The following is a 26,022-nucleotide window of genomic DNA, read 5'->3' on the forward strand; positions in this document are numbered from 1 at the left end:
CGCAAAGCAATCGACGTGAAGCAAACTGACGGATGGCCATATCGTCATTGAGTTTTGGCGGCGGGGAGTCTATTGCCGTTGGTTTATGCTGCGATACACGAAGTACGACAAAGCCGGAACCGAATATGCTCTCTAGCTTACGAAATGCCGCGGGAACCTGGGTGGCCAAGCTCCTTCTTCTGCTGCTTGTTCTAAGCTTTGCGGTGTGGGGCATTTCCGATCAGATCGTCGGCGGAACTGGCGGCAATTCCGTCGTGACGGCAGGCGGCACCGAAGTGTCCGTCAACGAATACCGGCTCGCCTACGACCGCCAGGTCAACATGTTGTCGCAGCAGTTCGGCCAACGGCTAACCCGCGACCAGATAACGGCGTTCGGCATCGACAATCAGATCCTCGGCCAGCTTGTGGCAGGCGCCGTGCTCGACGAGCAGGCGCGCACCATGGGTCTTGGACTATCCAAGGATCGTCTGGCGTCGCTGACGGCGGAAGACCCGGCGTTCCAAGGCCCGGACGGGCGTTTCAACCGCCAGCAGTTCGACTATGTGCTGCATCAGGTCGGCATGAGGCCTGAGGACTATTTCAACAATCGCGCACAGGTCGCGATTCGTCAGCAGATCGTCGAGGCGGCCTCCGACGGCATGAAGGCGCCGGATACCTTCTTGCGGGCGGTCGCGCTGCATCGTGGAGAGGACCGCACGATCGACTATCTCGTGCTGCCGAAGTCGATGGTCGAGCCGATCGAAAAGCCCGCCGACGACGTGCTTTCCGCCTGGTTCGAAGAGAACAAGGCCAACTATGCCGCGCCCGAGTATCGCAAGATTTCCTATGTGAAGCTGGAACCGGAAGATATTGCCGACGAGACGTCGGTTACCGACGAGCAGATCCGCGAAGACTACGAGAAGAACAAGGACAGCTTCACCACGCCCGAAATGCGCACGATCGAGCAATTGGTGTTTGCAACCCCGGACGCAGCACAGGCGGCACTCGACGCCATCAAAGGCGGCGCGACGTTCGAGAACATCGTCAAGGCCGAGGGCAAGACACAGGCCGACACGCTTCTTGGTACGCTGAGCAAAGACAAGATCGCAGACAAGGCAGTCGCCGATGCAGCCTTTTCGCTCGCAGCAAACGAGGTAAGCCCCGTCGTGCAGGGCACGTTCGGACCGGTGCTGTTGCGTGTCACCGAGATCAAACCTGAAGTGGTGAAGTCGCTCGCGGATGCGTCGGCGGATATTCGCAAGGATTTGGCGCTGCGGGAAGCTAACCGCATTCTGCTTGAAACGCATGACAGCTACGAGGACGCTCGGGCAGGCGGCGAAACGATGAAAGAGGCCGCCGACAAGCTGAAGCTCAAGATGGTGACCGTCGATGCGATCGACCGCGCTGGCCAGCGTCCTGACGGCACTGTCGTGAACACACTTCCGCAATCGCGCGAACTGTTGCAGGCAGCGTTCGAGGCCGAGACGGGAATAGAAAATCCGCCGGTCAATATCGGCTCAAACGGCTATGTTTTCTACGAGGTCGAAGGCGTCACCCCCGCCCGGGATCGAAGCCTGGATGAAGTACGCGACAAGGTGATCGCGGACTGGACCAAGGCCGAAACAGCCAAGCGGCTCGCCGCCAAGGGCGAGGAATTGCAGAAGCGCCTCAAGGACGGGACCAGCCTGGACGCCGTCGCTACCGAATTGTCGTTGGAAAAGCAGACCAAGCGCGGACTGAAGCGCGGCACCGACGATGCCGACTTCGGCCAGGAGGGCGTGGCGGCCGCGTTCGCGGTCGGCGAAGGTGGTGTGGGATTGACCCCTGCTCCAACCGGCGATGCGCAGATCCTGTTCAAGGTCGCCGAGGTTTTCGAACCGGCGGGCGTCGGCCCGGATGCGGTGCCGGAAGACGCAAGGCAACAGTTCTCGGCGGAGTTGGCCAACGATCTGCTCGATCAGTTGGTCGCGCAGTTGCAGACCCAGTATCAGGTTACCGTCAACCGCGACGCGATTGCCCAGGCGCTGGCTTTCTGACGATGAGCGCGCTGCTGAAACCGCATTTGGCCAAGATCGCCACCGGCGCCTCGCTCAGCTTCGAGGAAGCGCGAGAGGCTTTCGACATCATTATGTCGGGCGATGCGACGCCCGGCCAGATCGGCGCATTCTTGATGGCACTCAGGGTGCGCGGCGAAACCGTGAGCGAAATTTCCGGCGCGGTCGCCACCATGCGTGACAAGATGCTGCGCGTCGAGGCGCCGGCTGGCGCGATCGACATCGTCGGCACCGGCGGCGATGGATCGCACAGCGTCAATATCTCCACCGCCTCGGCCTTCGTCATCGCCGGCTGCGGCGTTCCTGTCGCCAAACACGGCAATCGCGGCCTGTCGTCGCGAACGGGAGCTGCCGATGTTCTGATGGCGCTTGGCGTGCAGATCGACCTTACACCGGAGGCGATCGGCCTTTGCACACGCGATGCCGGTGTCGGCTTCATGTTCGCGCCAGCGCATCATCCGGCAATGCGCCATGTCGGGCCTACCCGCGTGGAACTCGGCACGCGCACCATCTTCAATCTGCTTGGCCCACTTTCCAACCCGGCTGGCGTCACCCGCCAGATGGTCGGCGTATTTTCGCCGGAGTGGATCGAGCCGGTCGCCGAGACATTGAAAACGCTGGGCGCAGAGCACGCCTGGGTCGTCCATGGTGACGGCTTCGACGAGATCACCACAACAGGCGAAACCCACGTCACCGAACTGGTAGACGGCAATCTCAGAAGCTTCGTGCTCACGCCTGAACAGTTCGGCCTCAGACGCCACTCCAAGGAGGACCTGCGCGGCGGCGACGCCGAATTCAATGCCGCGGCGCTTCGCGACATGCTGGCAGGTAAGCAAGGCGCCTATCGCGATACGGTGCTGATGAATGCCGGCGCGGGGCTTGTGGTCGCAGGCAAGGCTGCAAACCTTGCCGAAGGCGTTGCGATTGCCGGCGAGGCAATCGATAGCGGAAAGGCGATCACCGCCCTCGACGCGCTGGTCAAAGTATCGAACGGGTAGAGTGATGGCCGACATTCTGGCGAAGATCGAAGCTTACAAGCGCGACGAGATTGCCGCCGCCAAGGCTCGTATTCCGCTCGCGGAAATCAAGGCGCGTGCCCGAGATGCGGACGCGCCGCGCGGCTTTCTGGCAGCACTCGAGGCAAAGCGGGCAGCCGGCAAGTTCGCGTTGATCGCGGAAATCAAGAAAGCCAGCCCTTCGCGTGGATTGATCCGTCCGGACTTCGATCCGCCGGAACTGGCCCAGGCCTATCAGCGCGGCGGCGCGGCTTGCCTGTCGGTGCTGACGGATACGCCGTCGTTCCAGGGTGCGCCGGAATTTCTGACCGGCGCCCGCGCCGCCTGTGAGCTGCCGGTGCTGCGCAAGGACTTCATGTTCGAGCCTTATCAGGTCTATGAGGCACGCGCCTGGGGGGCGGACGCAATCCTGGTCATCATGGCAAGCCTGAGCGACGCGGAGGCGCATGCGCTCGAAGAGACGGCACAGGAACTTGATCTGGACGTGCTGGTGGAGGTTCATGACGAGGCTGAAGCCGAACGGGCGCTGCGGCTTTCCTCGCGGCTCATCGGCATCAACAACCGCAACCTGCGGACCTTCGAGGTAGACCTTGCGACTTCGGAGCGGCTGTCGGCGTTAGTGCCGGACGATCGGTTGCTGGTCGGCGAAAGCGGCATATTCACCCACGATGACTGCCTGCGGCTCGAACGCAGCGGCATCGGCACCTTCCTGGTCGGTGAAAGCCTGATGCGCCAGGACGACGTTGCCAATGCGACACGCGGCCTGCTCACGGGGTCGGCTGAACTTGCAGAGGCGAAGAACTAGATGGGCAAGCCCGCCCTCACCCATCTCGGCGCGCAAGGCCAGGCCCATATGGTCGATGTCGGCGATAAAGCCGAAACGCAACGGACCGCGATCGCCGAAGGGCACGTGACGATGCTGCCGGCGACGTTGAAGACGATCCTTGAAGGCGATGCCAAGAAAGGCGACGTGCTGGGCACCGCGCGCATTGCCGGCATCATGGCCGCCAAGCGCACGCATGAATTGATCCCGCTCTGCCATCCGCTGCTGCTCAGCAAGGTTTCCGTCGATATCGTCGCCGACGATGATCTGCCCGGCTTACGGGTAACCGCACTGGCGCGCGTCAGCGGCAAGACGGGCGTCGAGATGGAGGCGCTGACGGCCGCATCGGTGGCCTGCCTCACCATCTACGACATGGCCAAGGCAATCGATCGCGGCATGGTCATTTCCGGCATAAGGCTGGTCGAAAAGATCGGCGGTAAGTCGGGCCGCTACCGCGCGGACGCATAAGATGGCCCTTTTACCGGTCAGCGAAGCGCTTGACAGGCTGCTTGACGGCGCCGGGCCGGATGGCCGCGAGACCGTCGCGCTTCGTGATGCCGCCGAGCGGGTGCTGGCCGAACCGGTGATGGCGCGACGAACACAACCGCCTTTCGACGCAGCGGCCATGGATGGCTACGCAGTGCGCAGCCAGGACGTCGAACGGGCTCCGGTGAGGCTCCAGGTGATCGGGACGGCTCCCGCTGGCAAGCGTTTCGCCGGCGCTGTCGGTCCCGGTCAGGCCGTGCGCATCTTTACCGGCGCGCCGCTTCCCGAGGGCGCCGACGCCCTCGTCATTCAGGAGGACACCCGCAAGCTTGAAGACGACGAGGTCGAGATACTGGCGGCAGCCGCGGCCGGCCGTCATATCAGGCGAAAGGGACTCGATTTTTCCGAAGGCGATGTTCTGCTTAAGGCTGGGCGCCTGCTCGACCCTGCGGCGCTGTCGCTTGCCGCCGCGGCGAACCAGCCCAGCCTTGTGGTGGTCAGGCAGCCGCTGCTGGCCGTCATCGCAACCGGCGACGAACTTGTTCCGCTCGGCAGCGAACCCGGTCCTGACCAGATCATCGCCTCCAGTGCTTACGGCGTGGCCGCTATTGCCCGCTCGGTTGGAGCGCAAGTCCTCGATCTGGGCATCGCACCTGACCGAGAGGACGCCATTTCGGCGGCTATCAGGCAGGCGATGGCTGCGGGCGCCGACGTCATCGTCACGCTCGGCGGAGCTTCCGTCGGCGATCACGACCTCATCCGCGACGTGCTGTCGGACGAGGGAATGCGCCTCGATTTCTGGAAAATCGCGATGCGGCCCGGCAAGCCGCTGATGTTCGGCCGGCTCGGCCGCACGCGTTTCCTGGGCACGCCCGGCAATCCCGTCGCCGGTCTGGTCTGCTCGCATCTTTTCCTGAAGCCGCTGCTGGCGCGGCTTGGCGGACGAGACTACGCGCCCGACATTCTCGCTGCGTCGCTGGGCTCGCATATGCCTGCGAACGACCTGCGACAGGATTATGTGCGCGCGACCCTCAGCAGTAGCGCCAACGGGCTCGTCGCCACGCCATTCGGCGTGCAGGATTCTTCGATGGTCAAGACTTTCGCGGATGCCGATGCATTGATCGTTCGCGAGCCGTTTGCGCCCGAGGCCGCAGCCGGCGATCCCTGCGCCGTCATTCGTCTGCGTTGACCCATACAATCGACTATTTTTAGCCGTCGTCCCGGTGCGTTGCGGGTCTCGGCCATTCATTCAAATTTTAATCGATTTTTCGAAAAGTTTAATTCGTATTTTATACTTACTCTATTCAAACTTGTCGACAGTTTCTTCTAGTATTTAGTCAATGTCTACTTCGGGATTTTGCGTGACATAAATTCGCCTCTGTCATTGTGGCCTCAAACGGGGAGACGTCACAATGATCAAAGCGGGCGCGGTGTCGCTGCTACTGGCGGCGGTATGTGGACTGAGCGGCTTTTCGGGAGCAGCCAACGCTTCGGAAGCGTTCATGCATGTTGCCGGCCGCACCACGCAGCCGGTTGGGCATTACGAATTCTGCCAGACCGTCCCTGAAGAGTGCAGTCAGAAGACCACCAGCAAGACGCCGGTCCAACTGACACGCAAGCTCTGGGCAGCGATCGTCGACATCAACAACAACGTCAATGTCTCGGTTGAGCCGCGCACCGACATGGAGATGTGGGGTCAGGAGGAGCATTGGTCCTATCCGGAAGGCTTTGGCGATTGCGAGGATTATGTGCTGGAAAAGCGCCGTCAATTGATGGCGCTTGGCGTGCCTGCCGGCAGCCTCTTGATCACCGTGGTGCGCCAGCCGGATGGCAGCGGTCACGCGGTGCTTACCATCCGCACTTCGGCCGGCGAGTTCATTCTCGACAATCTTGAGCCACGCGTTCTTGCCTGGGCCGACACCGAATACACCTATCTGAAGCGGCAGTCCGAACGGCACTCGGGCGTCTGGGTCCAGATCAATGACGGCCGTGCCGACGCCGTTGCCAGCGTGAAGTAAGCGTTCCAGGAACCCTTTTCCTGGCGTCGCGTCCAAACACTATCGGAGCGGTTCACCTGTCATCGGAACCGCTCCAGCGAAAAACCCGGTCGAGTCCCCCACCTCCCCGTCCCCAACGACCGGGTTCAGGAGCCGGCCCAGTCCCCGGGCCGGCTCCGCCGTTCTGGCGCAGGCGTCAGATCGCCTGCAGTCCGGCCTTGAACCGACGGGCATTGTCTACGTAGTGGCGGGCTGACCTGCGAAGCCTTTCGATGGCGCTCTCGTCAAGCACCCGCACCAGCTTGGCTGGCGCTCCGACAATCAGCGAATTGTCGGGAAACTCCTTGCGTTCGGTCACCAACGCACCGGCGCCGATCAGGCTGTTCTTGCCGATGCGGGCGCCGTTCAGCACGATCGCACCCATCCCGACAAGGCTGTTGTCGCCAATGGCGCAGCCATGCAGCATCGCTCTGTGGCCGATTGTGCAGCCGACGCCTATCGTCACCAGAAAGCCCGGATCGGTATGAACGACCGTGTGCTCCTGCAAATTTGTGTCGGCACCGATGATTATCGGCTCATTGTCGCCTCGCAATACCGCGCCGAACCAGATGCCGACATTACGGCCGAGCCGCACGTTGCCGATAACGGTAGCGTCCGGCGCGATCCAGTTGCTCGCCTCCTCCTCGAATTGCGGCCGTATTCCGTCCAGCGCGTAAAGCGTCATGTCTCACCTCGAATCTGCAATCGTCGATTTTTACCGTCCATTTACCATAACGCAGCACAGTCCTTCTGTGCCCTCAAGGCACAAAGGTGCGAAACTATCCGAGACACTCATCATGCAGCATACGGAGACGCCGGAGGGAGCAGATTTGGTTCGCCCGATCGGCACGTCCTCGATGCTGAAGATTTTCTACGCCTTCCTTGTACTGGCGTTGCTGTCGGTGGCTCTCAATCTCGGTGGGAAGTGGCTTGGTCGCTCAATGGCTATGGCTGGGCACAGCGACGACACCACCTTGCACGAGATCGTCATCGGCAACGATGTGATGGTAGCGCCCGCCAATACGATTCGCTTTGCCCATGCGCGGCGCGACGGTGTTGCCCCGCGCCTCGACCTTTATCTGCGTTGGCCGGATATGGACGGCTATACGCGCGCTGCTCGCGACGCTTTCGACAATGTGGACGGCACGCGTCGAATCCTTTTCCTGTCCTTCGAGGAACGGATGATGTCGCGAGACATGAGCGGGCGTTTCGAGCCGATCTACAGTTCGCTGATCGTGCAGCCCGGCCAGCCGGGTCCGAACGGGGTTACCGTTTATGACTTTACAGCCGGATCGGGTTATCTCAACGAAATACTGGCAGTTGCCGCCCGCCCCGGACAAGAGCCTTTCGTCGCACGGTGCTTGACCGGACAAAACGCCAGGGAGTCACTGGCGCCCTGCGCACGCGACATCGATGTCGGCGGCAATCTCAGCCTCACCTATCGTTTTCCTGAAGAGCTGCTGGCCGAATGGCCGGCCTTGGAGTCGGCCATGATTGCCAAGGCCGCCCAGTTCTTGAAAACCGGCGGCTGAAGCTGGCCGGAATTAGTTGAGGTCGATGTCCAGAATGGCCATCGAGAAATTGTAGTCACCATCCTCTTCGTCCTTGAAGACGATGCCGAGGAATTCCTCGCCGACATAGACTTCAGCCGAATCTTCCTTGCGCGGCCGGGCCTTCACCTGCATCTGCGGGTTCTGGAAGGTCCGCTTGAAATAGGCGTCGAGTTTTCTGATTTCTTCGGGTTTCAAGCTTCTTCTCCCACAAAGGCCACGTTGATTGAGACGCGCTTCTGGCATGGCAGAGGCGACAATGTAAAGGCGAGGCGGGTACAAAGTCGGGCATGCGAACCCCGGTCGCCCGCTCCGGCATCGAGGTCGGATCGACAGCCGCCAGATCGTCAGATATCGAAGCTGACGATTTGGTCGAGCGCGTGTTGCGGCAGGAATTGGTCCATCTGGCGCGAGGGCTGGTCGCAGCCGGTTTCCCCGACCACGCGGGCTGGCACTCCGGCAACCGTTTTGTTGTGCGGCACCGAGGCCAGCACGACCGACCCGGCCGCGATCTTCGAGCAATGTCCGACTTCGATATTCCCGAGAATTTTAGCGCCAGCACCGATCAGAACGCCGTGGCGAATCTTGGGATGCCGGTCGCCCCCGGCCTTGCCGGTACCGCCAAGCGTCACGCCATGGAGAATGGAGACGTCATCCTCGATGACTGCCGTCTCGCCGACCACGAGACCGGTCGCATGATCGATGAAGATGCCCCTACCCATCCTGGAGGCCGGGTGGATATCGGTCTGGAACACGGAGGAGGAGCGGCTTTGCAGATAGAGTGCAAAATCACGCCGGTCCTGGTTCCAGAGCCAGTGCGCGAGCCGATGCGTCTGGATGGCGTGAAAGCCCTTGAAATAAAGCACCGGCATCAGAAAGCGGTCGCAGGCGGGATCGCGGTCATAATAGGCCTGGATGTCGACGCGCACCGTTGCCGTCCATTCAGGATTTTCGCGAACCATCGTCTTGAAGCTCTGGCGGATGAGGTCCGCGCCAAGATCAGGATGGTCAAGCCGTTCCGCGAGCCGGTGGATGACGGCATCCTCAAGGCTCTCCTGGTTCAGGATGGTGGAATAGAGAAAAGCCGACAGCAGCGGATCGCCGGATGCCGCTTCCTTCGCCTCGTCGCGAACCGAACTCCAGATAGGGTCTACTGGCTGAAGCGTTCCCGCGCGCACCGTACTCGTGCTAGTCATGGTCTCGTCTCCGTATCCTGCCAAATTACCGACCCCGCCGCTGGAGCATGATCCCGAGCAAGACCGTAAACGAAAGCCCGGAACGTGAGTTCATTACACGCGGATGACCGATGCTCCGATGTTGCGGCTTTATAAGCCACACCATAACATGATTGAACCCAATTTTCCTTAGTGCATCGTCAATTGGCGTGTATCTGCTTCTTTTCAAGCCGGAGCGGAGAAGAATCGCGACAATTGCGACAGGCCGCGGAAGCCGTCGTGCCCCGCTAGAGCGGGTTTGCAGCAAAAAAATCGAGAACCCTTTGCTTGAACGTGCGGTCGCCGACGGAAAGCATATGGTCCCTGCCCTCGATGTCGAAGCTTTCGGCGTTCGGCATGAGGGCGGCAAGCGCGAAAGCTGACCCGGCAATGTCGTCCGTGGTTCCGACCGCCACCAGCGTCGGCTGGTTGATGCGGCTGATTTCGGCCTCGCTCAAAAGCGCGCGAGAGGTCGAAATGCAGGCGGCAAGTGCCCGCCGGTCGCTTCTGGTCTGGTCGGCGAAGGCACGAAACGACTTGCCGCGAGGATGGGTGATGCCGGCCGGATCAGGTGCAAGCAGCGCCTCGGCGATCGGATCCCAGTCGCCGACGCCGTCAACCATGCCGTAGCCAAGCCCGCCAAACACCAGCGTGGCCACCCTTTCAGGTGCTTCGAGCGCGAGAAACGCCGCAATTCTCGCACCCATCGAATAGCCCATCACATGGGCTCGCTCGATTCCGAGATGGTCGAGCAAGGCGGCTGCGTCGCCGGCCATGTTCTCTGGCGTGTAGGCAGCCGGATCGTAGCTCTTGGACGACAGGCCATGACCGCGATTGTCTAGCGCGATCGTGCGGTATCCCGCTTCGGTCAGGGTTTTCACCCAACCCGGCGAAACCCAGTTGACGATATGACTGGAAGCAAATCCGTGGATGAGAAGCACCGGTTCGCCTGTGCCCGCCTGCGGCAGGCGGTCCTCGAACGCAAGATCGAAACCTTCATGCGTAAAAAACTGGGTCAACCGGCGTGTCCCCTCGGTGGCTATTGCGGGCGCGTGCCATCCATCACTGGATGGCGGCTGAGATCACCGGGCGCTATTCCGGCTTTTTCAGCCGTCCCCGCGTTGAGCTCGAGCACGTAGCGCACCGGCTCTTGCGGCGCAATCAGTGCTTCCGACAGCGGCTCGCCGCGCTTGACCGCCTTGACCCTGCCATCTTCGCCGATGAACAGCAGGTCCAGCGGCAGCGGCGTGTTCTTCATCCAGAAGCCGACGGCCTGTGTCCCCTCGAACACGAACAGCATGCCGTGGTCGGCATCCATCTGCTTGCGAAACATAAGGCCCGCCGAGCGCTCGTCCGGATCGTCAGCGATCTCGATGGTGAAGGATTTGGGTCCGGTGGCGGTCTCGACCACCAAGGGTGCCGGATCGACAGCCAGCACCATCGCCCGGCCATCCGCCCAAGAAGGCGCTGATGCGGTGAGAAGGAAAAAACCCGCTGCGATGGCGGCGCCGATTGCAGCGAATGTTTGTTGTGACATCGAGAATACCCGTTCGAACCTGGCGTCTCAGTGCGAGACTGGCAAGGTTCCGATATCAGGGTGAATTTCGGCGGCCATAAGGCCCTTGTCACCGCGCCCGAAGCGCACAAGCACCACCTGGCCCGGCCGCAGTTCGGTCAGCCCATAGCGGCGAAGCGTCTCCATGTGCACGAAAATGTCTTCTGTCCCCTCGCCGCGCGTCAGAAAACCAAAGCCCTTGGTGCGGTTGAACCATTTCACCAGCGCACGCTCGAGGCCGCTTTCGGCTACAACCGACACATGCGTCCGCTGTTCGGCGGAATCGGCGGGGTTTACCGCGGTCGAATTGTCCATCGACAGGATATGGAAAGCCTGCAGGCCGCGCTCGCCCTGCTTGGCAAGGCAAACGACGCGCGAACCCTCCAACGCAGTCTGGAAACCGTCGCGTCGCAGGCAGGTCACATGGAGAAGCACATCCCCAGAGCCATCGTCCGGGAGGATGAAGCCATAGCCTTTGGCCACGTCGAACCACTTTATGGCTCCCGAAACCTCGACCAGATCGGCAGTCTCGCCGACCTCGCCGCGGTTCGAGGCTTGGCCTCCAGTCACGCCCCGCCCCTTGAAAGAGGCCCTGTCCCCCATGCGACTGTACCTTTTTCCCGCGTTTGATTCTCGGATTTAGAATAACACTCCGCGTTCGCCACAGTGCAAGACCCCCTTTGCCTTTTTCCCCGATTCAACCGGTGGTATGCCTAACCGGGCTTTTCGCGGACGGCAAGCGGCAGACCGGCTGTTTCCTCTTGGCTCGCCACGCTTTCTCCTACCGCCTTGGGCATGCCGAAACAGGTTCCCACTTTCAGCGCCGATGCCCTATGTTTCCGGGAATCGAAACGCAAGGAACGGCACGATGCGCTATCTGCACACCATGGTCCGCGTCTCCGACATAGACGCTTCGCTCGACTTCTACTGCGCCAAGCTCGGGCTGGTCGAAGTGCGGCGCTTCGAGAGCAAGGAAGGCCGTTATACCCTGATTTTTCTGGCGGCTCCCGAAGATGAACATGCCGGCATAACCGAGAGGGCTCCGCTGATCGAGCTGACGTACAACTGGGACCCTGAAGACTACACCGGCGGGCGCAATTTCGGCCATCTCGCCTACGAAGTGGACGATATCTATGTGACTTGCCAGCGGCTGATGGACAATGGCGTGACCATCAATCGCCCGCCGCGCGATGGCCACATGGCATTCATAAGGTCGCCGGACGGGATTTCCATAGAACTGCTGCAAAAGGGGCCGGCCAAGGAGAAGGCGGAGCCTTGGGCTTCGATGAGCAACACCGGCGTCTGGTAGCGGGTTCCTTAACTTTCAAAGTCGCCGGAAGCGCAGCAATGTTTGCGCTTGTCCTTCGGCGTGCTAACACCTCGACAAGCCAAATTGCCGGGATGTGTTTGCCATGAAGGACGTGCTGAAGGAACTCGAGCGTCGCCGCAAAACAGCCCGGGCCGGCGGCGGCACGGCGCGCATAGAAGCGCAACACGCCAAGGGGAAACTCACCGCCCGCGAGCGCATAGAGATATTCCTTGATGAAGGCTCGTTCGAGGAGTTCGACATGTATGTCGAACACCGCTCGACCGATTTCGGCATGGAAAAGACGAAAATCGCCGGCGACGGGGTCGTAACCGGCTGGGGCACGGTCAATGGCCGCACGGTTTTCATCTTCGCCAAGGATTTCACCGTTTTCGGGGGCTCGCTGTCGGAAGCCCATGCCGAGAAGGTGGTGAAGGTCCAGGAAATGGCGTTGCGCAACCGCGCGCCGATCATCGGGCTCTACGATGCCGGTGGCGCTCGCATCCAGGAAGGCGTTGCAGCCCTCGGCGGCTATGCCGAGATCTTCCAGCGAAATGTGCTCGCCTCCGGCGTCATCCCGCAAATCTCTGTCATCATGGGTCCATGCGCCGGCGGCGACGTCTATTCGCCGGCCATGACCGACTTCATCTTCATGGTGCGCGACACCTCCTACATGTTCGTGACTGGTCCGGATGTGGTCAAGACGGTCACCAACGAGACGGTGACGGCCGAGAGTCTCGGCGGCGCTTCGATCCACACGACCAAATCCTCCATCGCAGATGGCGCCTATGACAATGATGTCGAAACGCTGCTTCAGATGCGGCGGCTGATCGACTTCCTGCCGGCCTCCAACACCGCCGAAATTCCCGAGATCGAATGCTACCAGTCGGTCACCGACCACGATCTTTCGCTCGATCGCCTGGTCCCCGACAACGCTAACAAGCCCTATGACATCAAGGAATTGATCCTGAAGACGGTCGACGAAGGCGACTTCTTCGAGCTTCAGCCGAGCTTCGCCAAAAATATCGTCACCGGCTTCGGCCGCATCGAGGGTCGCACCGTCGGCTTCGTCGCCAACCAGCCTATGGTTCTGGCCGGCGTGCTGGATTCGGACGCTTCGCGCAAGGCGGCGCGTTTCGTGCGCTTCTGCGATTGCTTCAATATTCCGATCGTAACTTTCGTCGACGTTCCCGGCTTCCTGCCAGGCACGGCGCAGGAATATGGCGGTTTGATCAAGCACGGCGCGAAGCTCTTGTTCGCCTACGCCGAGGCAACGGTTCCCAAGATCACCGTCATCACCCGTAAAGCCTATGGCGGCGCCTACGACGTGATGGCTTCGAAGCATCTGCGCGGCGACATGAATTACGCCTGGCCGACGGCACAGATCGCGGTGATGGGTGCCAAGGGCGCAGTCGAGATCATCTATCGAAAGGATATCGGCGACGCCGACAAGATCGCCGCGCACACCGCGGCGTATGAGGATCGTTTTTTGTCGCCCTTCGTTGCGGCCGAGCGCGGCTATATAGACGAAGTCATCATGCCCCACTCGACCCGCCGGCGAGTGGCGCGGGCGCTGCGTCTGCTACGCAACAAGAACCTCGAAAACCCATGGAAGAAACACGACAACATCCCGCTGTAACGCTGAAGGGAGCTGTCATCCGATAGTGTCGTCGCGGTCAATGCGACGAGCGAACCACCTCATTGAAAGCGTCGAGGTCGACATAGAACCATCTGGTAATCTCGCAGATCATTTCTTCATGGTCCAAGCCCCACGACCGCAGGATATTCACCGCAGTCAGAATATCCACCGGCTCGGTGAGACGTGGTTTCGAACAATCGTCGATTGTGTGTTTCATCGGCCTCCCTTGTCCGATCGCGTGAACACCAACACCAACGAAAATATGCGTATCAATATGGGATCAGTTACTTGCGCGGGCCTTGTGGCCGGGCTGAACCTTCGATCCATCGACGGGACTGACGCGGATGATCGGCCCGACTCACCAGGGCCACCGTGAATCGTAACACGGCCGGCACAGTTCTCGTCAATGTTGGCCGCTTGAGCCCGGGTGTCCGCATCACTTAAACAATATCATCAAGGAAACTCTCAACGGGCACGAAGGTAAGATCCGCCATGTCGCTCACTTTCCACTATCATCCGCTCGCTTCGTTCTGCTGGAAGGCGCTGATCGCGCTTTACGAAAACGACACGCCGTTTCAGCCGGTGATCGTCGATCTCGGCAATGAAGCGTCCCGCGCCCAGTTCCTGAAGCTCTGGCCGATCGGCAAGATGCCGGTGTTGCGTGACGATGCGCGCGATCAAACGGTGCCCGAGACGACCATAATCATCGAATATCTCGATCGGCATTATTCCGGCCGAACGCGCTTCATTCCGCAGGATACGGATCTTGCCTTGCAGACCCGCCTGCGTGATCGCTTCTACGACCACTACGTCCATCAGCCGATGCAGAAGATCGTCACCGACAGGATTCGTCCGGCCGGGAGCAACGACGCGCATGGCGTGGAGCAGGCAAAGTCGATGCTTGCCACCGCCTATCGCATGATCGACGAAACGATGAGCGCAAACCGCTGGGCAATGGGCGAAGCCTTCACGCTTGCCGATTGTGCTGCCGCGCCGGCGCTCTTTTATGCCAACAAGGTGCTGCCGTTCGAACAGACGCATGCGAATGTCGCAAGATATTTAGGGCGCCTGATGCAACGCCCCTCCTTCGCCCGAGTTGTGGAAGAGGCACAGCCCTATTTCGGACTGTTCCCCCAGGAAAGACCCGAACGCTCCTGACCAAAGGAGACAAACATGCTTGGACAGAAAAATGCGGCTGCGAATATCGCGGTCAAGAATCTCGAAACCGCCAGCAAATTCTACGAAGATGTCCTCGGTCTGACAAAGGTCGGCGCTCAAGGCGAGGAACTCGTCGTCTATCGCAGCGGAAACACGACCATCAATGTCTACCGGTCGCAGTTTGCCGGAACCAACAAGGCAACGGCCGTCACATGGGCCGTTGGCGACGAACTGGAAAAGATTGTGGCGGCGTTGGAAGCCAAAGGAGTGACTTTCGAACACTATGACATGGAGGGGCTGACGCGACAGGGTCACCTTCACATCGCCGGAGATATGAAGGTTGCCTGGTTCAAGGATCCGGACGGCAATATCCTGAACCTGATCAACGAATAGAACGCGCATGCCGCTGGGAAATCAGCCGGAGGCAATATGGTATGAAATTCCTGAAATCGCCAATATTTGAAATTTCGTTCCTTCGGTAAGCTTGGCGGTTCTGACACGTTCAGCTCCATATCATCCTCCGGCACAAGCCGGACAAACCTCAGGACCAAACACCATGAAATGGCTGAATTCACTGCTCGTTGCCGCCGCCATACAGTTGTTGGCGCTGGCGCCGGGCTACGCCGGCGCCAATCTCGAAAACGTCAAATCGGCCGGCGTCTTAAAGATCGGCACCGAGGGCACCTACGCTCCCTTTACCTTTCACGACGCTTCGGGCGCCCTTGTCGGCTTCGACGTCGAGATCGGCCAGGAAATCGCCAAGCGCCTCGGCGTGAAGGCGGAGTTTCTGGAAGGCCGTTGGGATGGGTTGATCGCCGGCCTCGATGCCAATCGCTATGACGCGGTGATCAATCAGGTCGGCATCACCGAGGAGCGGAAGCAGAAATACGATTTCTCCGACCCTTACATTGCCTCCAAGGCGGCGCTGATCGTGCGCGCCGACAATGAGGAGATCAAGACGTTCGCAGACCTCAAGGGCAAGAAGTCGGCTCAATCGTTGACCAGCAATTTCGCCAAGCTTGCCGAAGCCTCGGGTGCGGAGCTGGTCGGGACCGACGGCTTCGATCAGTCGATTCAGCTCGTGCTCAACGGTCGGGCCGATGCGACCATCAATGACAGCCTGTCATTCCTCGACTTCAAGAAGCAGAAGCCCAACGCAGACGTGAAGATCGCCGCCACCGAGGACAAGGCAGACTACTCCGGGGTCATCATCCGCAAGGGAGAACCGGAGCTTCTCGCAGCGATCAACGATGCGCTGAAGCAAATTCACGCCGATGGAACCTATCAGAAGATTTCGGAAAAATATTTCGGCCAGGACGTCTCGAAATAACTGTTTCTTCCAGCGTGGCGGATCGGTCCTCGGATCGATTCGCCGTTTATATTGAAGGACACTTCTCTCTATTTCTCCGGGCAACTCGGTCCTGGATTTCGTGACCGGTAGCACTTTGAATCAACGCATGATCCTTCCAAAAATCGATTCAAGCCTGCAATTGCACCGGAACACTTGTAACCTTGCCCGGCCATCTGACCGGAGGACACGCATTGCCCCATTGGCTTGAATTGATGGTGAGTTCGCTCGGGCCCTTATTGTGGGCAGCGCTGATATTCACTGCGCCGCTGACCCTGCTTTCCTTCGCCTTCGGCATAGTCGTCGGCCTGGTCGTCGCGCTCATCCGCCTGTTCGGTCCGGCGCCGCTGGTGCCTGTGGTGCGCTTCTATGTCTGGATCATCCGCGGCACGCCGCTTCTGGTTCAGCTTTTCCTTATCTTTTACGGCCTGCCAAGCATTGGCATTGTCCTCGACGCATTTCCTGCCGCGCTGATCGGCTTCACGCTGAATGTCGGCGCCTATACGTCCGAAATCATCCGCGCGGTGATCGGCTCGATACCGAAAGGCCAGTGGGAGGCCGCCTATTCGATCGGCATGACCTGGCCACAGGCGATGCGCCGGACGATTCTGCCGCAGGCGGCGCGCGTCGCCGTGCCGCCGCTTTCCAACACTTTCATTTCGCTGGTCAAGGATACGTCGCTTGCGGCGGCAATCACCGTGCCCGAGCTGTTTCAGGCCTCGCAACGCATCGTCGCTACCACCTACGAGCCGCTGATCCTCTATATAGAAGCTGCGCTGATCTATCTGGCGATGAGTTCGGTTCTCTCACATCTGCAGGGCCGGCTTGAGCAGCGCCTGGGGCGCTACGGCGGCTACATCGAGGCGCACGCATGATCGGCTTGGAGAACATCGAAAAGCGGTTCGGCGATCACACCGTCCTGAAAGGCGTTACGGTCGACATCGAGGAAGGCAGCGTGACGGCGCTGGTCGGTCCCTCGGGTGGCGGCAAGAGCACGCTGCTCAGATGCATCAACCTTCTGGAAATCCCGACGTCCGGCACTGTCAGGATCGGTAGCGATAGGCTGACCTTCCACCCGGGCGCCAAAGTCGCTACGAGCGCCATCCAGCGACTGCGCCGTCAAACAGGCATGGTGTTTCAGAATTTCCAGTTGTTTCCACATCGCACCGCGATAGAAAACATCATGGAGGGGCTGACAACCGTGTTGAAGTGGCCGCAGCAGCAGGCGCGCGAGCGGGCGCTGGCGCTGCTCGAAAAAGTCGGCATGGCTCACAAGGCCGATGCATGGCCCGCGACACTTTCCGGCGGCCAGCAGCAGCGCGTGGCTATTGCCCGCGCATTGGCGCCCTCGCCCAAGGTTCTGCTATGCGATGAGCCGACCTCGGCGCTCGATCCCGAACTCGCCGAGGAGGTGGTCGAGGTGCTGAGCCAACTCGCCCGTGAAGGCACGACGATGGTGATGGCGACTCACGATCTGCGACTGGCCTCCAACATTGCCAAAGAAGTCGTCTTTCTGGATGCCGGGGTGGTCGTGGAATCCGGTCCTGCGCGCAACGTCTTCACCAACCCGCAACGCGAACGCACCAAGCGCTTTATCGCCACGCTGACGCAGGAAGCAGCAAGGGGCGGCCACGCGGGAGAGTAGGCGCTGGAGTGAATCCGGTTTTCTGAAAATCCGATGCTTCAACAAAGAGATAGATCGACAATATGCGTCCGTCGGGACCGCCGCGCGTCGATCTAGTGGCGTCTTGCGTGCACCAGGTACGCGTCGATTGTCGTTTCGCCCAGCCATTTCGCGGCCTCTAACCGGTGCAAGCCCTCGACAAGTACATAGCGCTTGCCGTCAGGACGCACTTGGATTGGCGTCTGCAAGCCGTTTTCGACGATGCTCTCCGCGATTACTCGCACGGTGTCGGGGTGCAGCGTCTTGCGGCGCGCCATCGGAACATAGATCTGGTCGATCGGAATTTTGTGCAGCCTCAACATGACATCTCATGATCGACGCTTTGCGGCGACATGTCCACGTGTGAAGATGGCGCGCCAAAAGCTGCTCGGCCGGGCGTGATTGGCATCACACTCCGGCCGAGCGCCCTCCCGCTTGAGGGCAGTTCTAAGCTGCCTTGCGCGGGAGGTCCCGCCCTACATTCCACATGACGCAATGGACGTGCCGGACTGAAAGCGGCCGGTAGCGAGGGATGCTGTGCAAGACTATTCAAGTGGTTAGTACAAGTTCTTCACCTTTCCGTGGAAAAGTGGCACGCCGGAACTGATCCATTCTGGGCAGAAGCAGCCCAAAGATGCACAGGTGGTGTCCGATAATCAGACAGGAGCAGGTCTGTCGCACCATCGCGAGCGCGCCGGCAATCAGTCCAGTTCTGCAACGACATCCGCCGAGAAGCGCATTTCCCGCATGGGACGGACCGCCTGTGTCGTCGCGTCATAGGTCGGATGCGCCTTGTAGGCGGCCAGCGCCGCAGCGTCGGCGAACTCGGCATAGACGACAATGTCGATCCTGTCGCAAAGCGGATCGACCTTGGTGTTGATGGTTACTTCAAAATGACTTGAATAAGGAATCGTGCCGAGCGCAAGCAATCGGGCGCGAATGGCTTCGACGTCTTGCCGCTGTTTTGCGCTGAAAAAAACGATATGCCGGATCAACCCAGCCTCCTGAACTTTGCCGGGGTCTTTTGAGTTGCCATCGCTTCGACGTCAATGCGTTCGTTATGGTCTTTCCGCCGCACCCTTAACCAAGACCGATATAGTTAGCTGCGTAACGCAGCATGCGCACGCTCTGGTCCAGATAACGTCCGTCATTGGAAAAGGCATCCCAGATCAGGAAACCGGTGACGAGACAAACGGCGATCACATAGCGCATGGCTTACCGTCCTTGAATGTTACGAAATTTTTTCTCATGCTGTGAAAATTCGGCGCTGTGGCAGCGCGAACAGGGAATGTCGCCGGTCGGCCCGGAATTTCTTCGGTCGGTCCTATCTTGCAAGAAGATCATGGAGGGAGAAGCATGGACGATCAAGCCGGAAGGAATCCGCAAACCTGGCCCGAGGTAGCGGCTTGGCGCAAAGCCGAACGCGCCCGGCTGATCGAGGAACGCCTGGCCATACCGGCCGAAGAACGCGCCGCCATGTCGCAGCGCATTGCGCAGGGTCTTGATGCCGCCATCGGCCCCGTCGCAAACATTCGGGTCAGCCTTTACTGGCCCTTTCGCGGCGAACCCGACCTGCGCGCATGGATGGGATCGATCATCGAGCGCGGTGGCAGCGTCGCCCTGCCCGTTGTCATCGAAAAGGCGCATCCGCTGGAATTTCGCGCCTATAAACCCGGCGACCAACTGGAAAAAGGCGTCTGGAACATCCCAATCCCGGCCGCTGGCGAACGTGTGTTGCCCGACGTGGTGATTTCGCCCATCGTCGGCTTCGATGACAGGAATTATCGCCTCGGCTATGGCGGTGGCTTTTTCGACCGTACTTTGGCTGCGATGCCGAAAAAGCCGATGGTCATCGGTATCGGGTACAGCATGGCGCGGATCGCGACCATTCACCCGCAAACCCATGACATTCCGATGGACCGGATTGTCACCGAGCTGCCCGCATAGGCGGCTTGGTCCTATTGCGCCAATTCCGGCTTCATCCCGATCGCCGTGCGATCCACGATCTCACGCAGTGCGAAGGATGAATTGATCTTGGTGACATGGGGCAATGCCGACAGCCATTCCTTGTGAATCCGCTCATAGTCCGCAAGGTCTTTCGCGGTGACCCGCAATATGTAGTCATACTCGCCGGACAATAGATGGCATGAAAGGACATTGGGACAGCGTTTGACGGCCACTTCGAAGTCCGAAAGCGTCTTTTCAAACTGGCCGGACAGTGAAATATGCACGACCGCTGTCATCTGGTGACCGAGAGCGGCGTTCGACAGGCGCGCATGATAGCCCTGGATGATGCCGCTCTTCTCGAGATTATCGAGGCGGCGCGAACAGGCCGATTGTGAAAGGCCGGCCTTTTCCGCAAGCGCCGCATTGGGCATGCGACCATCCTTCTGCAGCGCCTCGAGAATGGCGATGTCGATCCGATCAAGCGGCATTCTTGGTGATTCCTTCGAAATTTTTGCGATTCTGTGCAACGAACGGCGTTCGAGCACAAGCTCTGCCGTAAATTTGCAAGGACGTCGAGCGGCTTCTGTGTTTTCATCGAGCGTTGGTGAAAATCCGCTGGCGCATCAGGCGCATGAAGCGTTCGGGTCGCGCCGGCAGTCTGAACCCGCACTTTCCGCTCGTTCAGACGATTCAGCCGCACGCCAAATGCGCGAACGCATGGAGGAATGGCAATGCGCGTCGGATGTCCCAAGGAAATCAAGAATCATGAATATCGCGTCGGGCTGACGCCGGCGGCGGTGCGCGAATATGTGGCTCATGGCCATGAAGTCCTGGTCCAAACCGGCGCGGGCGCAGGCATCGGTGCCGACGACAATGCCTACCGCGCGGCCGGTGCCGCAATTGCCGACAGTGCCGCCGATGTCTTTGCCAGATCCGATATGATCGTGAAGGTCAAGGAACCACAACGCGAAGAATGGGTGCAACTGAGAAGCGACCAGATTCTCTATACTTACCTGCATTTGGCGCCGGACCCCGAACAGGCACGCGGCCTCCTTGACTCCGGCGTGACGGCCGTTGCCTATGAGACGGTCACCGACGATCGCGGCGGCCTGCCATTGCTGGCGCCGATGTCGGAAGTGGCGGGGCGGCTCGCGATCCAGGCCGGCGCAACCGCCCTGCAGAAGCCCAATGGCGGTCGTGGAGTGTTGCTGGGCGGCGTGCCCGGAGTACCGCCGGGCAAGGTTGCCGTCATCGGCGGCGGCGTGGTGGGTCTCCATGCCGCGCGAATGGCGGCGGGTCTCGGGGCGGACGTGACCATCCTCGATCGGTCGATTCCGCGCCTGCGCCTCCTCGATGAACTTTTCGGCGGCCGCGTCCATACCCGCTTTTCGACTGTCGAAGCACTCGAAGAGGAATGCTTCTCAGCCGATGTCATCATCGGCGCAGTGTTGATCCCCGGGGCAGCCGCGCCAAAGCTGGTGACGCGCGAAATGCTTTCCGGCATGAAGGCCGGCGCGGTTCTGGTCGATGTCGCCATCGATCAGGGCGGCTGCTTCGAAACCTCGCACGCCACGACCCATGCCGAGCCGACCTATGAAGTCGACGGTGTGATCCACTACTGCGTCGCCAACATGCCGGGCGCGGTGCCGGTGACTTCGGCGCACGCGCTGAACAATGCAACCCTGCACTACGGCCTGCAACTGGCGGACAAGGGGTTGAAGGCGCTGGTCGATGAGCCTCATCTTCGCAACGGCCTCAACGTGCATCACGGCAAGATCACCAACCGTGCCGTGGCTGACGCTCTGGGCTATGAGATGATCGAGCCGAAAGCGGCGCTCGCCGCTTAAGGCATCGAAAGTCCGCCGACCGAGCGAAGGCTGGTTCAGCGACGGCTTAGTCAGCGCATGACGCTGGCGGAGCGTTCTTCGAACGTCATGGTGCGGATGGTTTCCTGCTTTTGGCCGACAGGCGAGAAACCGAGCTTCTGATAAAGCGGCAGTGCTGCGGGGTGGTCCATCGTGCAGGTCTGCACCGCAACGCGCTTAGGATGGTGCGACCAGGCAGCCTCGATCGCGGCACCGAGAAACCAGCGGCCGAGCCCCTGCCCCACCGCATGTTCCATCATGCCGAAATAGGCCAGTTCCGCTACCTGCGGCAGATGCGGCTTGATGTCGAAAAAGCCGGCGGGCGCGCCGTCGAGATAAAGCACGCGAACGTCGCGGTCTTCCCTATGCAGGCCGGCCGCAAGCTCCTCGTCATCAAGTCGCAATGCGTTGACCCACTCCCATTTCCGACCGACGCGATCCATCAGATAACGGTAGTAGTGCAGCGGCATTGCGCGCGCTTTCAACAAAGCGATCTGCCGGTTCATGGGCATCGGCGGATAGTGAGCCGGTGGCGCGCCCATCTCCAGAAACGTCACCGTGACCTGAATAGTCCGCGATTTGTCGTCCCCGCCCATGCTCAATTCTTGCCTGTGGCGACCGGAGTGTCGGCCTGCCCGCCCCACTCTGTCCAGGAACCGTCATAGAGCTTGTTGTCCTTGTGACCGAGGCTTTCCAAGGCAAGCGTGATGATGGCGGCGGTAACGCCGGAGCCGCAGGAGGTAACGACCGGCTTTGACAAATCCAGCCCGGCGGCGCGCAGCGTTGCTTCAAGTTCCTTCAAACCGAAAAGCTCGCCATCTTTCGACAGTGCGGATGACGGCACGTTTCTTGCCCCAGGCATATGGCCCGAGCGCAGCCCTGCTCGCGGCTCCGGGTCGGTGCCGGCGAAACGGCCGGCCGACCGAGCGTCGGCGATCTGACTTTCGCCACTGTCGACGATCCGCCGCATATCTGAGAGCGAAGCGACCCTGCTCGCGTCGAAAGCGGCATGGAAGATGCATGGCGCGATTTTGGTGGGCTGCGAGGTTACCGGGCGCCCTTGGGCTTTCCAGCGGTCGATGCCGCCATCGAGGACATAGACCTGGTAGACGCCCATGACCCGGAACATCCACCAGACGCGCGGCGCGGAGAAAATGCCCGGCCCGTCATAAACGACGATCGTATCGTCGGCCGAAATGCCCATCGAGCCGACATATTGCGAAAATACCTCTGGCGAAGGCAAGGTGTGCGGCAGATCGGAATCCGGATCGACAACCAGATCCTGATCGAAAAACACCGCCCCCGGAATATGAGCCGCGTCGTATTCGGCACGGGCGTTGCGCTTCTGCGCCGGCAGATACCAGGATGCGTCGATGATGGATACGCCCGGCTCCTCGAGGCGCTGCTGGAGCCAGTCTGCATCGATCACGAACGGGCTCTTTTCAGGCATCTGCGAACTCCAAATTCAATCGTGACGCATCATGCACATTCTTGACGGCAATTGAACGCCTGCCGCGATCATTACGTCGGCAGCGGCCCGAAACGGATGCGAAAGCGGCGATTCTCGCGACCCTTCTTCTCGATCTTGCCGATGTGGATCTCGCCGATCTCGCCTGTGCTGCGCACATGCGTTCCACCGCAAGGCTGGCTGTCGACCGCCGCATCCTCGCCAATGCAGACCAGCCGAATCTTGCCGTTTCCAGTCGGCGGGCGGACATTCTTGGACTTCACCAATCCCGGGTTGGCTGCAAGGTCCGCCTCTGTGATAAGTCGCGTGAACACTGGATGATCGGCCGCGACCAATTCCATGAGGCGGTTTGTGACCTCCTCCTTGGTGAACCCGGCATCGGGCAGGTCGAAATCGACGCGCGAATCATCTTCGCTGACCGCGGCACCGGTTATCGGAAACGGACAGACGACCGTCAGCAGATGGCAGGCGGTGTGCATGCGCATCAACAAGTGACGCCGCCGCCAGTCGATGGCAAGTGCCAGTTGTTCGCCCGTTTCCGGCAGCGCTTGATCCGGCGCCGGGACGTGGATGATCTCGTCCTTGGTCTCGCCGGTAATCGTCGCGGCAACCGCAATGCGGCTGCCATCAGAGCGCGTCAGGAAGCCGGTATCGCCCGGCTGACCGCCCGACGTGGCGTAAAATATCGTCCGGTCGAGGATGATTCCGCCGCGCTCGTTGATCGATACGACGGCAGCCGCCGCCTCTTTCGCATATGCGTCGTCGCGAAACAGCGCCTGGGTTGATGCGGGCCTCACGCCACGGCCTCGAACGGCACCGAAATCTCGGGCTGGCGATCCATCCATTCAGGGATCGGCAGGTCCTTGGCACGCAGGAATTCCGGATTGAACAGCTTCGACTGATAGCGTGTTCCATAATCACACAGGATCGTCACGATGGTCTTGCCGGGACCAAGATCGCGCGCCAGACGGATTGCGCCGGCGATATTGATGCCGGTGGACCCACCCATGCAAAGCCCCTCCTCCTGCACCAGATCGAAGATGATCGGCAGCGCTTCGGCATCTGGAATCTGGTAGGAGAAATCCGGTGTAAACCCTTGAAGATTATCGGTAATACGCCCCTGTCCGATACCTTCCGTTATCGAGCTCCCTTCCGCCTTCAGTTCGCCGCTGGTGTAGTAGCTGTAAAGCGCAGCACCCAGCGGGTCGGCGAGTGCGATCTTGACGGACTTGCGCTTGTCCTTCAGCCCCGCCGCCACGCCGGCCAGCGTGCCGCCGGTCCCGACGGCGGAGACGAAACCATCGACCTTGCCGTCGGTCTGCTCCCAGATTTCCTGCGCCGTGGTGCGGATATGGCCGTCGCGGTTTGCGACATTGTCGAACTGGTTGGCCCAGATCGCGCCATTGGGTTCGGTCCTGGCAAGCTGCTCGGCCAGACGTCCGGAGACTTTCACATAGTTGTTGGGGTTGCGGTAAGGCACCGCCGGCACCTCGATCAGTTCGGCGCCCAGCAGCCTCAACGCATCCTTCTTTTCCTGGCTCTGTGTATCCGGAATGACGATCACCGTGCGGTAGCCCAGCGCCTTGGCAACCACCGAAAGCCCAATGCCCGTGTTGCCGGCGGTGCCTTCGACGATGACGCCGCCCGGACGCAAAAGCCCTTTCTCTTCGGCATCGCGAATGATGAACAGACCGGCGCGGTCCTTGACCGACTGGCCGGGATTCATGAATTCGGCCTTGCCGAGAATCTCGCAACCGGTTTCCTCCGAGGCGCGATTGAGCCTGATCAACGGAGTGTTGCCGATTGCGTCGATAACCGAGCGGTACATGAAAAAATTCCTTACCTGGTGAGATTTCCGACACTAAAAACCACGCTCGGCGCTTTCAAGGCTGGATTTGGCCTGGCCCAGACGCAATTTGGACATTTCGGCGAGCGCTTGGTACAGAATGAGAAGAATTTTCTCGTGTCCAGCACAAAGACACTGTTGCGCCGTCCAGCCACTGGCGCGTTGCCATCCTGTCGTTGCATGGATATTCACCGGCGTCTCTTTCCGAGCCACAGTTCGAATCACGGATAACGGAACGCTTCATGCCAGAACTGTACCGGGCCAATCCCAAGGATGGCGTCGCCTGGATAACCGGCGCCAGCACCGGGATAGGCCGCGCACTTGCCCTGCGACTGGCTGCGGAAGGCTACACCGTCGCGGCAACCGCGCGCGACGCGGAACGGCTTTCATCCCTGTCTGAAGAAGCTTCTATAATAAACAGAAATATAATCTCTTTTCCCTGCGACGTTACCGATCAGGAGCAGATGGCGAAGACAGTCGCCGAGATCGAACGTGCCGCCGGCAAGATCGTTCTGGCGGTTTTCAACGCCGGCTGCTACTTCCCCACGCGCGGCGACCGCCTCGATGCGCTAAACATTCTGAACACCTTCGACATCAATCTGTTCGGCACGGTCTATGGGCTGGTGCCGGTGGTTGATTTCATGCGAGCGCGCGGCCGTGGTCATATCGTCTTCATCGGCTCCGCTTCGAGCTATTTCGGCTGGCCTTCCGCTGCGGCCTACAGTGCATCGAAAGCGGCGCTGGCAACGATGGCGGAAGCCCTCAAATACGATTTCGACAAGATGAATATCAGGCTGCAGGTGCTCAATCCCGGCTTTATCGACACGCCACTTACCGAAAAATACAGCTTCTACATGCCGGGCCTGATGTCGGTGGACGACGCATCGGCGCGAATGGCCCGCAGCCTTCGGACCGGCGGTTTCGAGTCCAGCTTCCCCAGACGATTCACCCTGATACTGAAGGCCCTGAATATCCTGCCGTTTTCACTCCGTTACCGGCTGGTGCGCAAACTCACCGGGTGGGAAATGCGTCCCTTGGCAAAAGCGCGCAAACCACGCCGGTAACAGGC

The 26,022-nt window shown here is 60.3% G+C and carries 33 protein-coding genes; 17 read left to right on the plus strand and 16 right to left on the minus strand.

From position 1 onward, the window contains the following. Nucleotides 1-125: 125 nt before the first annotated feature. The 6 genes from ACLKMW_RS18415 to ACLKMW_RS18440 all read left to right on the plus strand — a co-directional run bounded on the left by ACLKMW_RS18415 (nucleotide 126) and on the right by ACLKMW_RS18440 (nucleotide 6,376). Nucleotides 126-2,015 carry a SurA N-terminal domain-containing protein gene (locus ACLKMW_RS18415; protein WP_415725956.1) on the plus strand — a complete coding sequence of 630 codons (1,890 nt, stop codon included), beginning with the start codon at nucleotides 126-128 and terminating at the stop codon, nucleotides 2,013-2,015. A gap of 2 nt (nucleotides 2,016-2,017) precedes the next feature. After that, nucleotides 2,018-3,031 carry an anthranilate phosphoribosyltransferase gene (gene trpD / locus ACLKMW_RS18420; RefSeq protein WP_415725957.1) on the plus strand — a complete coding sequence of 338 codons (1,014 nt, stop codon included), beginning with the start codon at nucleotides 2,018-2,020 and terminating at the stop codon, nucleotides 3,029-3,031. A gap of 4 nt (nucleotides 3,032-3,035) precedes the next feature. Beyond that, the gene (gene trpC, locus ACLKMW_RS18425; RefSeq protein ID WP_415725958.1) at nucleotides 3,036-3,854 is read left to right on the plus strand and encodes an indole-3-glycerol phosphate synthase TrpC; all 819 of its coding nucleotides are present in this window, start codon (nucleotides 3,036-3,038) and stop codon (nucleotides 3,852-3,854) included. Then, entirely contained in the window at nucleotides 3,855-4,340 is a 486-nt protein-coding gene (gene moaC, locus ACLKMW_RS18430) for a cyclic pyranopterin monophosphate synthase MoaC (RefSeq protein WP_415725959.1), read from the plus strand. A 1-nt stretch (nucleotide 4,341) separates the two neighbouring features. Next, nucleotides 4,342-5,547 (plus strand): molybdopterin molybdotransferase MoeA, encoded by a 1,206-nt coding sequence (locus ACLKMW_RS18435; protein ID WP_415725960.1) that lies wholly within the window; start codon nucleotides 4,342-4,344, stop codon nucleotides 5,545-5,547. Between the two features lie 223 nt (nucleotides 5,548-5,770). After that, nucleotides 5,771-6,376 carry a transglutaminase-like cysteine peptidase gene (locus ACLKMW_RS18440; RefSeq protein ID WP_415725961.1) on the plus strand — a complete coding sequence of 202 codons (606 nt, stop codon included), beginning with the start codon at nucleotides 5,771-5,773 and terminating at the stop codon, nucleotides 6,374-6,376. A 175-nt stretch (nucleotides 6,377-6,551) separates the two neighbouring features. Here ACLKMW_RS18440 and ACLKMW_RS18445 read toward each other — a convergent pair whose 3' ends face one another. Continuing rightward, nucleotides 6,552-7,079, minus strand: coding sequence for a gamma carbonic anhydrase family protein (locus tag ACLKMW_RS18445; RefSeq protein ID WP_415725962.1), 528 nt, complete (start codon nucleotides 7,077-7,079; stop codon nucleotides 6,552-6,554). A 172-nt stretch (nucleotides 7,080-7,251) separates the two neighbouring features. Here ACLKMW_RS18445 and ACLKMW_RS18450 point away from each other — a divergent pair, with 172 nt between their 5' ends. Then, a complete protein-coding gene (locus ACLKMW_RS18450) occupies nucleotides 7,252-7,926 on the plus strand; it encodes a hypothetical protein (protein ID WP_415726018.1) in 675 nt (224 codons plus the stop codon). A 12-nt stretch (nucleotides 7,927-7,938) separates the two neighbouring features. On the opposite strand, the gene ACLKMW_RS18455 is transcribed toward ACLKMW_RS18450, so the two are convergent. The 5 genes from ACLKMW_RS18455 to ACLKMW_RS18475 form a co-directional block, all read right to left on the minus strand. After that, nucleotides 7,939-8,142, minus strand: coding sequence for a DUF3126 family protein (locus tag ACLKMW_RS18455; RefSeq protein ID WP_415725963.1), 204 nt, complete (start codon nucleotides 8,140-8,142; stop codon nucleotides 7,939-7,941). Between the two features lie 149 nt (nucleotides 8,143-8,291). Next, a complete protein-coding gene (gene cysE, locus ACLKMW_RS18460) occupies nucleotides 8,292-9,140 on the minus strand; it encodes a serine O-acetyltransferase (RefSeq protein WP_415725964.1) in 849 nt (282 codons plus the stop codon). Between the two features lie 266 nt (nucleotides 9,141-9,406). After that, complete coding sequence (locus ACLKMW_RS18465) at nucleotides 9,407-10,177, minus strand: alpha/beta fold hydrolase (protein ID WP_415725965.1); 771 nt, start codon at nucleotides 10,175-10,177, stop codon at nucleotides 9,407-9,409. A 20-nt stretch (nucleotides 10,178-10,197) separates the two neighbouring features. Then, nucleotides 10,198-10,695, minus strand: a complete 498-nt coding sequence (locus ACLKMW_RS18470) for a DUF192 domain-containing protein (protein WP_415725966.1) — start codon at nucleotides 10,693-10,695, stop codon at nucleotides 10,198-10,200. 27 nt (nucleotides 10,696-10,722) lie between these two features. Then, complete coding sequence (locus ACLKMW_RS18475; protein ID WP_415725967.1) at nucleotides 10,723-11,316, minus strand: cold-shock protein; 594 nt, start codon at nucleotides 11,314-11,316, stop codon at nucleotides 10,723-10,725. Between the two features lie 265 nt (nucleotides 11,317-11,581). On the opposite strand from ACLKMW_RS18475, the gene ACLKMW_RS18480 reads away from it, so the two are divergent. Further along, the gene (locus ACLKMW_RS18480; protein WP_415725968.1) at nucleotides 11,582-12,022 is read left to right on the plus strand and encodes a VOC family protein; all 441 of its coding nucleotides are present in this window, start codon (nucleotides 11,582-11,584) and stop codon (nucleotides 12,020-12,022) included. A 103-nt stretch (nucleotides 12,023-12,125) separates the two neighbouring features. Then, the gene (locus ACLKMW_RS18485) at nucleotides 12,126-13,658 is read left to right on the plus strand and encodes an acyl-CoA carboxylase subunit beta (RefSeq protein ID WP_415725969.1); all 1,533 of its coding nucleotides are present in this window, start codon (nucleotides 12,126-12,128) and stop codon (nucleotides 13,656-13,658) included. Between the two features lie 37 nt (nucleotides 13,659-13,695). Here ACLKMW_RS18485 and ACLKMW_RS18490 read toward each other — a convergent pair whose 3' ends face one another. After that, a complete protein-coding gene (locus tag ACLKMW_RS18490; RefSeq protein ID WP_415725970.1) occupies nucleotides 13,696-13,875 on the minus strand; it encodes a hypothetical protein in 180 nt (59 codons plus the stop codon). A gap of 275 nt (nucleotides 13,876-14,150) precedes the next feature. Here ACLKMW_RS18490 and ACLKMW_RS18495 point away from each other — a divergent pair, with 275 nt between their 5' ends. The 5 genes from ACLKMW_RS18495 to ACLKMW_RS18515 all read left to right on the plus strand — a co-directional run bounded on the left by ACLKMW_RS18495 (nucleotide 14,151) and on the right by ACLKMW_RS18515 (nucleotide 17,809). After that, on the plus strand, nucleotides 14,151-14,816 hold the full coding sequence (locus ACLKMW_RS18495) for a glutathione S-transferase family protein (protein WP_415725971.1): 666 nt from the start codon (nucleotides 14,151-14,153) through the stop codon (nucleotides 14,814-14,816). A gap of 15 nt (nucleotides 14,817-14,831) precedes the next feature. Beyond that, on the plus strand, nucleotides 14,832-15,209 hold the full coding sequence (locus ACLKMW_RS18500; RefSeq protein ID WP_415725972.1) for a VOC family protein: 378 nt from the start codon (nucleotides 14,832-14,834) through the stop codon (nucleotides 15,207-15,209). 163 nt (nucleotides 15,210-15,372) lie between these two features. Next, complete coding sequence (locus ACLKMW_RS18505; protein WP_415725973.1) at nucleotides 15,373-16,146, plus strand: amino acid ABC transporter substrate-binding protein; 774 nt, start codon at nucleotides 15,373-15,375, stop codon at nucleotides 16,144-16,146. 212 nt (nucleotides 16,147-16,358) lie between these two features. After that, nucleotides 16,359-17,039, plus strand: coding sequence for an amino acid ABC transporter permease (locus ACLKMW_RS18510; protein WP_415725974.1), 681 nt, complete (start codon nucleotides 16,359-16,361; stop codon nucleotides 17,037-17,039). Then, nucleotides 17,036-17,809 (plus strand): amino acid ABC transporter ATP-binding protein, encoded by a 774-nt coding sequence (locus ACLKMW_RS18515; RefSeq protein ID WP_415725975.1) that lies wholly within the window; start codon nucleotides 17,036-17,038, stop codon nucleotides 17,807-17,809. The genes ACLKMW_RS18510 and ACLKMW_RS18515 overlap by 4 nt, the downstream gene beginning before the upstream one ends. Before the next feature lie 92 nt (nucleotides 17,810-17,901). Here ACLKMW_RS18515 and ACLKMW_RS18520 read toward each other — a convergent pair whose 3' ends face one another. From ACLKMW_RS18520 to ACLKMW_RS18530, 3 genes are all read right to left on the minus strand, one after another. Further along, a complete protein-coding gene (locus ACLKMW_RS18520; protein WP_415725976.1) occupies nucleotides 17,902-18,150 on the minus strand; it encodes a ParB N-terminal domain-containing protein in 249 nt (82 codons plus the stop codon). A gap of 378 nt (nucleotides 18,151-18,528) precedes the next feature. After that, entirely contained in the window at nucleotides 18,529-18,822 is a 294-nt protein-coding gene (locus ACLKMW_RS18525) for a Dabb family protein (protein ID WP_415725977.1), read from the minus strand. Between the two features lie 85 nt (nucleotides 18,823-18,907). Then, complete coding sequence (locus ACLKMW_RS18530; RefSeq protein ID WP_415725978.1) at nucleotides 18,908-19,039, minus strand: hypothetical protein; 132 nt, start codon at nucleotides 19,037-19,039, stop codon at nucleotides 18,908-18,910. A 144-nt stretch (nucleotides 19,040-19,183) separates the two neighbouring features. Here ACLKMW_RS18530 and ACLKMW_RS18535 point away from each other — a divergent pair, with 144 nt between their 5' ends. Next, nucleotides 19,184-19,774 carry a 5-formyltetrahydrofolate cyclo-ligase gene (locus ACLKMW_RS18535; RefSeq protein ID WP_415725979.1) on the plus strand — a complete coding sequence of 197 codons (591 nt, stop codon included), beginning with the start codon at nucleotides 19,184-19,186 and terminating at the stop codon, nucleotides 19,772-19,774. 11 nt (nucleotides 19,775-19,785) lie between these two features. Here the strand turns inward: ACLKMW_RS18535 and ACLKMW_RS18540 are convergent, their stop codons facing one another. After that, on the minus strand, nucleotides 19,786-20,262 hold the full coding sequence (locus tag ACLKMW_RS18540; protein WP_415725980.1) for an Lrp/AsnC family transcriptional regulator: 477 nt from the start codon (nucleotides 20,260-20,262) through the stop codon (nucleotides 19,786-19,788). A gap of 243 nt (nucleotides 20,263-20,505) precedes the next feature. Here ACLKMW_RS18540 and ald point away from each other — a divergent pair, with 243 nt between their 5' ends. Then, on the plus strand, nucleotides 20,506-21,621 hold the full coding sequence (gene ald, locus ACLKMW_RS18545) for an alanine dehydrogenase (protein ID WP_415725981.1): 1,116 nt from the start codon (nucleotides 20,506-20,508) through the stop codon (nucleotides 21,619-21,621). Between the two features lie 50 nt (nucleotides 21,622-21,671). On the opposite strand, the gene ACLKMW_RS18550 is transcribed toward ald, so the two are convergent. From ACLKMW_RS18550 to ACLKMW_RS18570, 5 genes are all read right to left on the minus strand, one after another. After that, nucleotides 21,672-22,235, minus strand: coding sequence for a GNAT family N-acetyltransferase (locus ACLKMW_RS18550; RefSeq protein ID WP_415725982.1), 564 nt, complete (start codon nucleotides 22,233-22,235; stop codon nucleotides 21,672-21,674). Nucleotides 22,236-22,237: 2 nt separating this feature from the next. After that, entirely contained in the window at nucleotides 22,238-23,089 is an 852-nt protein-coding gene (gene sseA / locus ACLKMW_RS18555) for a 3-mercaptopyruvate sulfurtransferase (RefSeq protein ID WP_415725983.1), read from the minus strand. A 71-nt stretch (nucleotides 23,090-23,160) separates the two neighbouring features. Further along, the gene (locus tag ACLKMW_RS18560; protein WP_415725984.1) at nucleotides 23,161-23,904 is read right to left on the minus strand and encodes an alanyl-tRNA editing protein; all 744 of its coding nucleotides are present in this window, start codon (nucleotides 23,902-23,904) and stop codon (nucleotides 23,161-23,163) included. Beyond that, the gene (locus ACLKMW_RS18565) at nucleotides 23,901-24,935 is read right to left on the minus strand and encodes a cysteine synthase A (protein WP_415725985.1); all 1,035 of its coding nucleotides are present in this window, start codon (nucleotides 24,933-24,935) and stop codon (nucleotides 23,901-23,903) included. The genes ACLKMW_RS18560 and ACLKMW_RS18565 overlap by 4 nt, the downstream gene beginning before the upstream one ends. Before the next feature lie 33 nt (nucleotides 24,936-24,968). Further along, nucleotides 24,969-25,145 carry a hypothetical protein gene (locus ACLKMW_RS18570; RefSeq protein WP_415725986.1) on the minus strand — a complete coding sequence of 59 codons (177 nt, stop codon included), beginning with the start codon at nucleotides 25,143-25,145 and terminating at the stop codon, nucleotides 24,969-24,971. A gap of 50 nt (nucleotides 25,146-25,195) precedes the next feature. Here ACLKMW_RS18570 and ACLKMW_RS18575 point away from each other — a divergent pair, with 50 nt between their 5' ends. Continuing rightward, complete coding sequence (locus ACLKMW_RS18575) at nucleotides 25,196-26,017, plus strand: SDR family NAD(P)-dependent oxidoreductase (RefSeq protein WP_415725987.1); 822 nt, start codon at nucleotides 25,196-25,198, stop codon at nucleotides 26,015-26,017. Nucleotides 26,018-26,022 lie beyond the last annotated feature (5 nt).

Origin of the sequence: Borborobacter xinjiangensis, assembly GCF_047739745.1 — a bacterium.
Classification (GTDB): Bacteria; Pseudomonadota; Alphaproteobacteria; order Rhizobiales; family Rhizobiaceae; genus Pseudaminobacter.

Coding starts and splice junctions, on each gene's coding strand:
- ald (WP_415725981.1), top strand. CDS start 20,506: ATGCGCGTCGGATGTCCCAAGGAAATCAAGAATCATGAATATCGCGTC.
- ACLKMW_RS18500 (WP_415725972.1), top strand. CDS start 14,832: ATGCTTGGACAGAAAAATGCGGCTGCGAATATCGCGGTCAAGAATCTC.
- ACLKMW_RS18480 (WP_415725968.1), top strand. CDS start 11,582: ATGCGCTATCTGCACACCATGGTCCGCGTCTCCGACATAGACGCTTCG.
- trpC (WP_415725958.1), top strand. CDS start 3,036: ATGGCCGACATTCTGGCGAAGATCGAAGCTTACAAGCGCGACGAGATT.
- ACLKMW_RS18475 (WP_415725967.1), bottom strand. CDS start 11,316: ATGGGGGACAGGGCCTCTTTCAAGGGGCGGGGCGTGACTGGAGGCCAA.
- ACLKMW_RS18450 (WP_415726018.1), top strand. CDS start 7,252: ATGCTGAAGATTTTCTACGCCTTCCTTGTACTGGCGTTGCTGTCGGTG.
- trpD (WP_415725957.1), top strand. CDS start 2,018: ATGAGCGCGCTGCTGAAACCGCATTTGGCCAAGATCGCCACCGGCGCC.
- ACLKMW_RS18415 (WP_415725956.1), top strand. CDS start 126: ATGCTCTCTAGCTTACGAAATGCCGCGGGAACCTGGGTGGCCAAGCTC.
- ACLKMW_RS18565 (WP_415725985.1), bottom strand. CDS start 24,935: ATGTACCGCTCGGTTATCGACGCAATCGGCAACACTCCGTTGATCAGG.
- ACLKMW_RS18485 (WP_415725969.1), top strand. CDS start 12,126: ATGAAGGACGTGCTGAAGGAACTCGAGCGTCGCCGCAAAACAGCCCGG.
- moaC (WP_415725959.1), top strand. CDS start 3,855: ATGGGCAAGCCCGCCCTCACCCATCTCGGCGCGCAAGGCCAGGCCCAT.
- ACLKMW_RS18530 (WP_415725978.1), bottom strand. CDS start 19,039: ATGCGCTATGTGATCGCCGTTTGTCTCGTCACCGGTTTCCTGATCTGG.
- ACLKMW_RS18515 (WP_415725975.1), top strand. CDS start 17,036: ATGATCGGCTTGGAGAACATCGAAAAGCGGTTCGGCGATCACACCGTC.
- cysE (WP_415725964.1), bottom strand. CDS start 9,140: ATGACTAGCACGAGTACGGTGCGCGCGGGAACGCTTCAGCCAGTAGAC.
- ACLKMW_RS18540 (WP_415725980.1), bottom strand. CDS start 20,262: ATGCCGCTTGATCGGATCGACATCGCCATTCTCGAGGCGCTGCAGAAG.
- ACLKMW_RS18535 (WP_415725979.1), top strand. CDS start 19,184: ATGGACGATCAAGCCGGAAGGAATCCGCAAACCTGGCCCGAGGTAGCG.
- ACLKMW_RS18520 (WP_415725976.1), bottom strand. CDS start 18,150: ATGTTGAGGCTGCACAAAATTCCGATCGACCAGATCTATGTTCCGATG.
- ACLKMW_RS18440 (WP_415725961.1), top strand. CDS start 5,771: ATGATCAAAGCGGGCGCGGTGTCGCTGCTACTGGCGGCGGTATGTGGA.
- ACLKMW_RS18470 (WP_415725966.1), bottom strand. CDS start 10,695: ATGTCACAACAAACATTCGCTGCAATCGGCGCCGCCATCGCAGCGGGT.
- sseA (WP_415725983.1), bottom strand. CDS start 23,089: ATGCCTGAAAAGAGCCCGTTCGTGATCGATGCAGACTGGCTCCAGCAG.
- ACLKMW_RS18490 (WP_415725970.1), bottom strand. CDS start 13,875: ATGAAACACACAATCGACGATTGTTCGAAACCACGTCTCACCGAGCCG.
- ACLKMW_RS18435 (WP_415725960.1), top strand. CDS start 4,342: ATGGCCCTTTTACCGGTCAGCGAAGCGCTTGACAGGCTGCTTGACGGC.
- ACLKMW_RS18575 (WP_415725987.1), top strand. CDS start 25,196: ATGCCAGAACTGTACCGGGCCAATCCCAAGGATGGCGTCGCCTGGATA.
- ACLKMW_RS18550 (WP_415725982.1), bottom strand. CDS start 22,235: ATGGGCGGGGACGACAAATCGCGGACTATTCAGGTCACGGTGACGTTT.
- ACLKMW_RS18495 (WP_415725971.1), top strand. CDS start 14,151: ATGTCGCTCACTTTCCACTATCATCCGCTCGCTTCGTTCTGCTGGAAG.
- ACLKMW_RS18505 (WP_415725973.1), top strand. CDS start 15,373: ATGAAATGGCTGAATTCACTGCTCGTTGCCGCCGCCATACAGTTGTTG.
- ACLKMW_RS18445 (WP_415725962.1), bottom strand. CDS start 7,079: ATGACGCTTTACGCGCTGGACGGAATACGGCCGCAATTCGAGGAGGAG.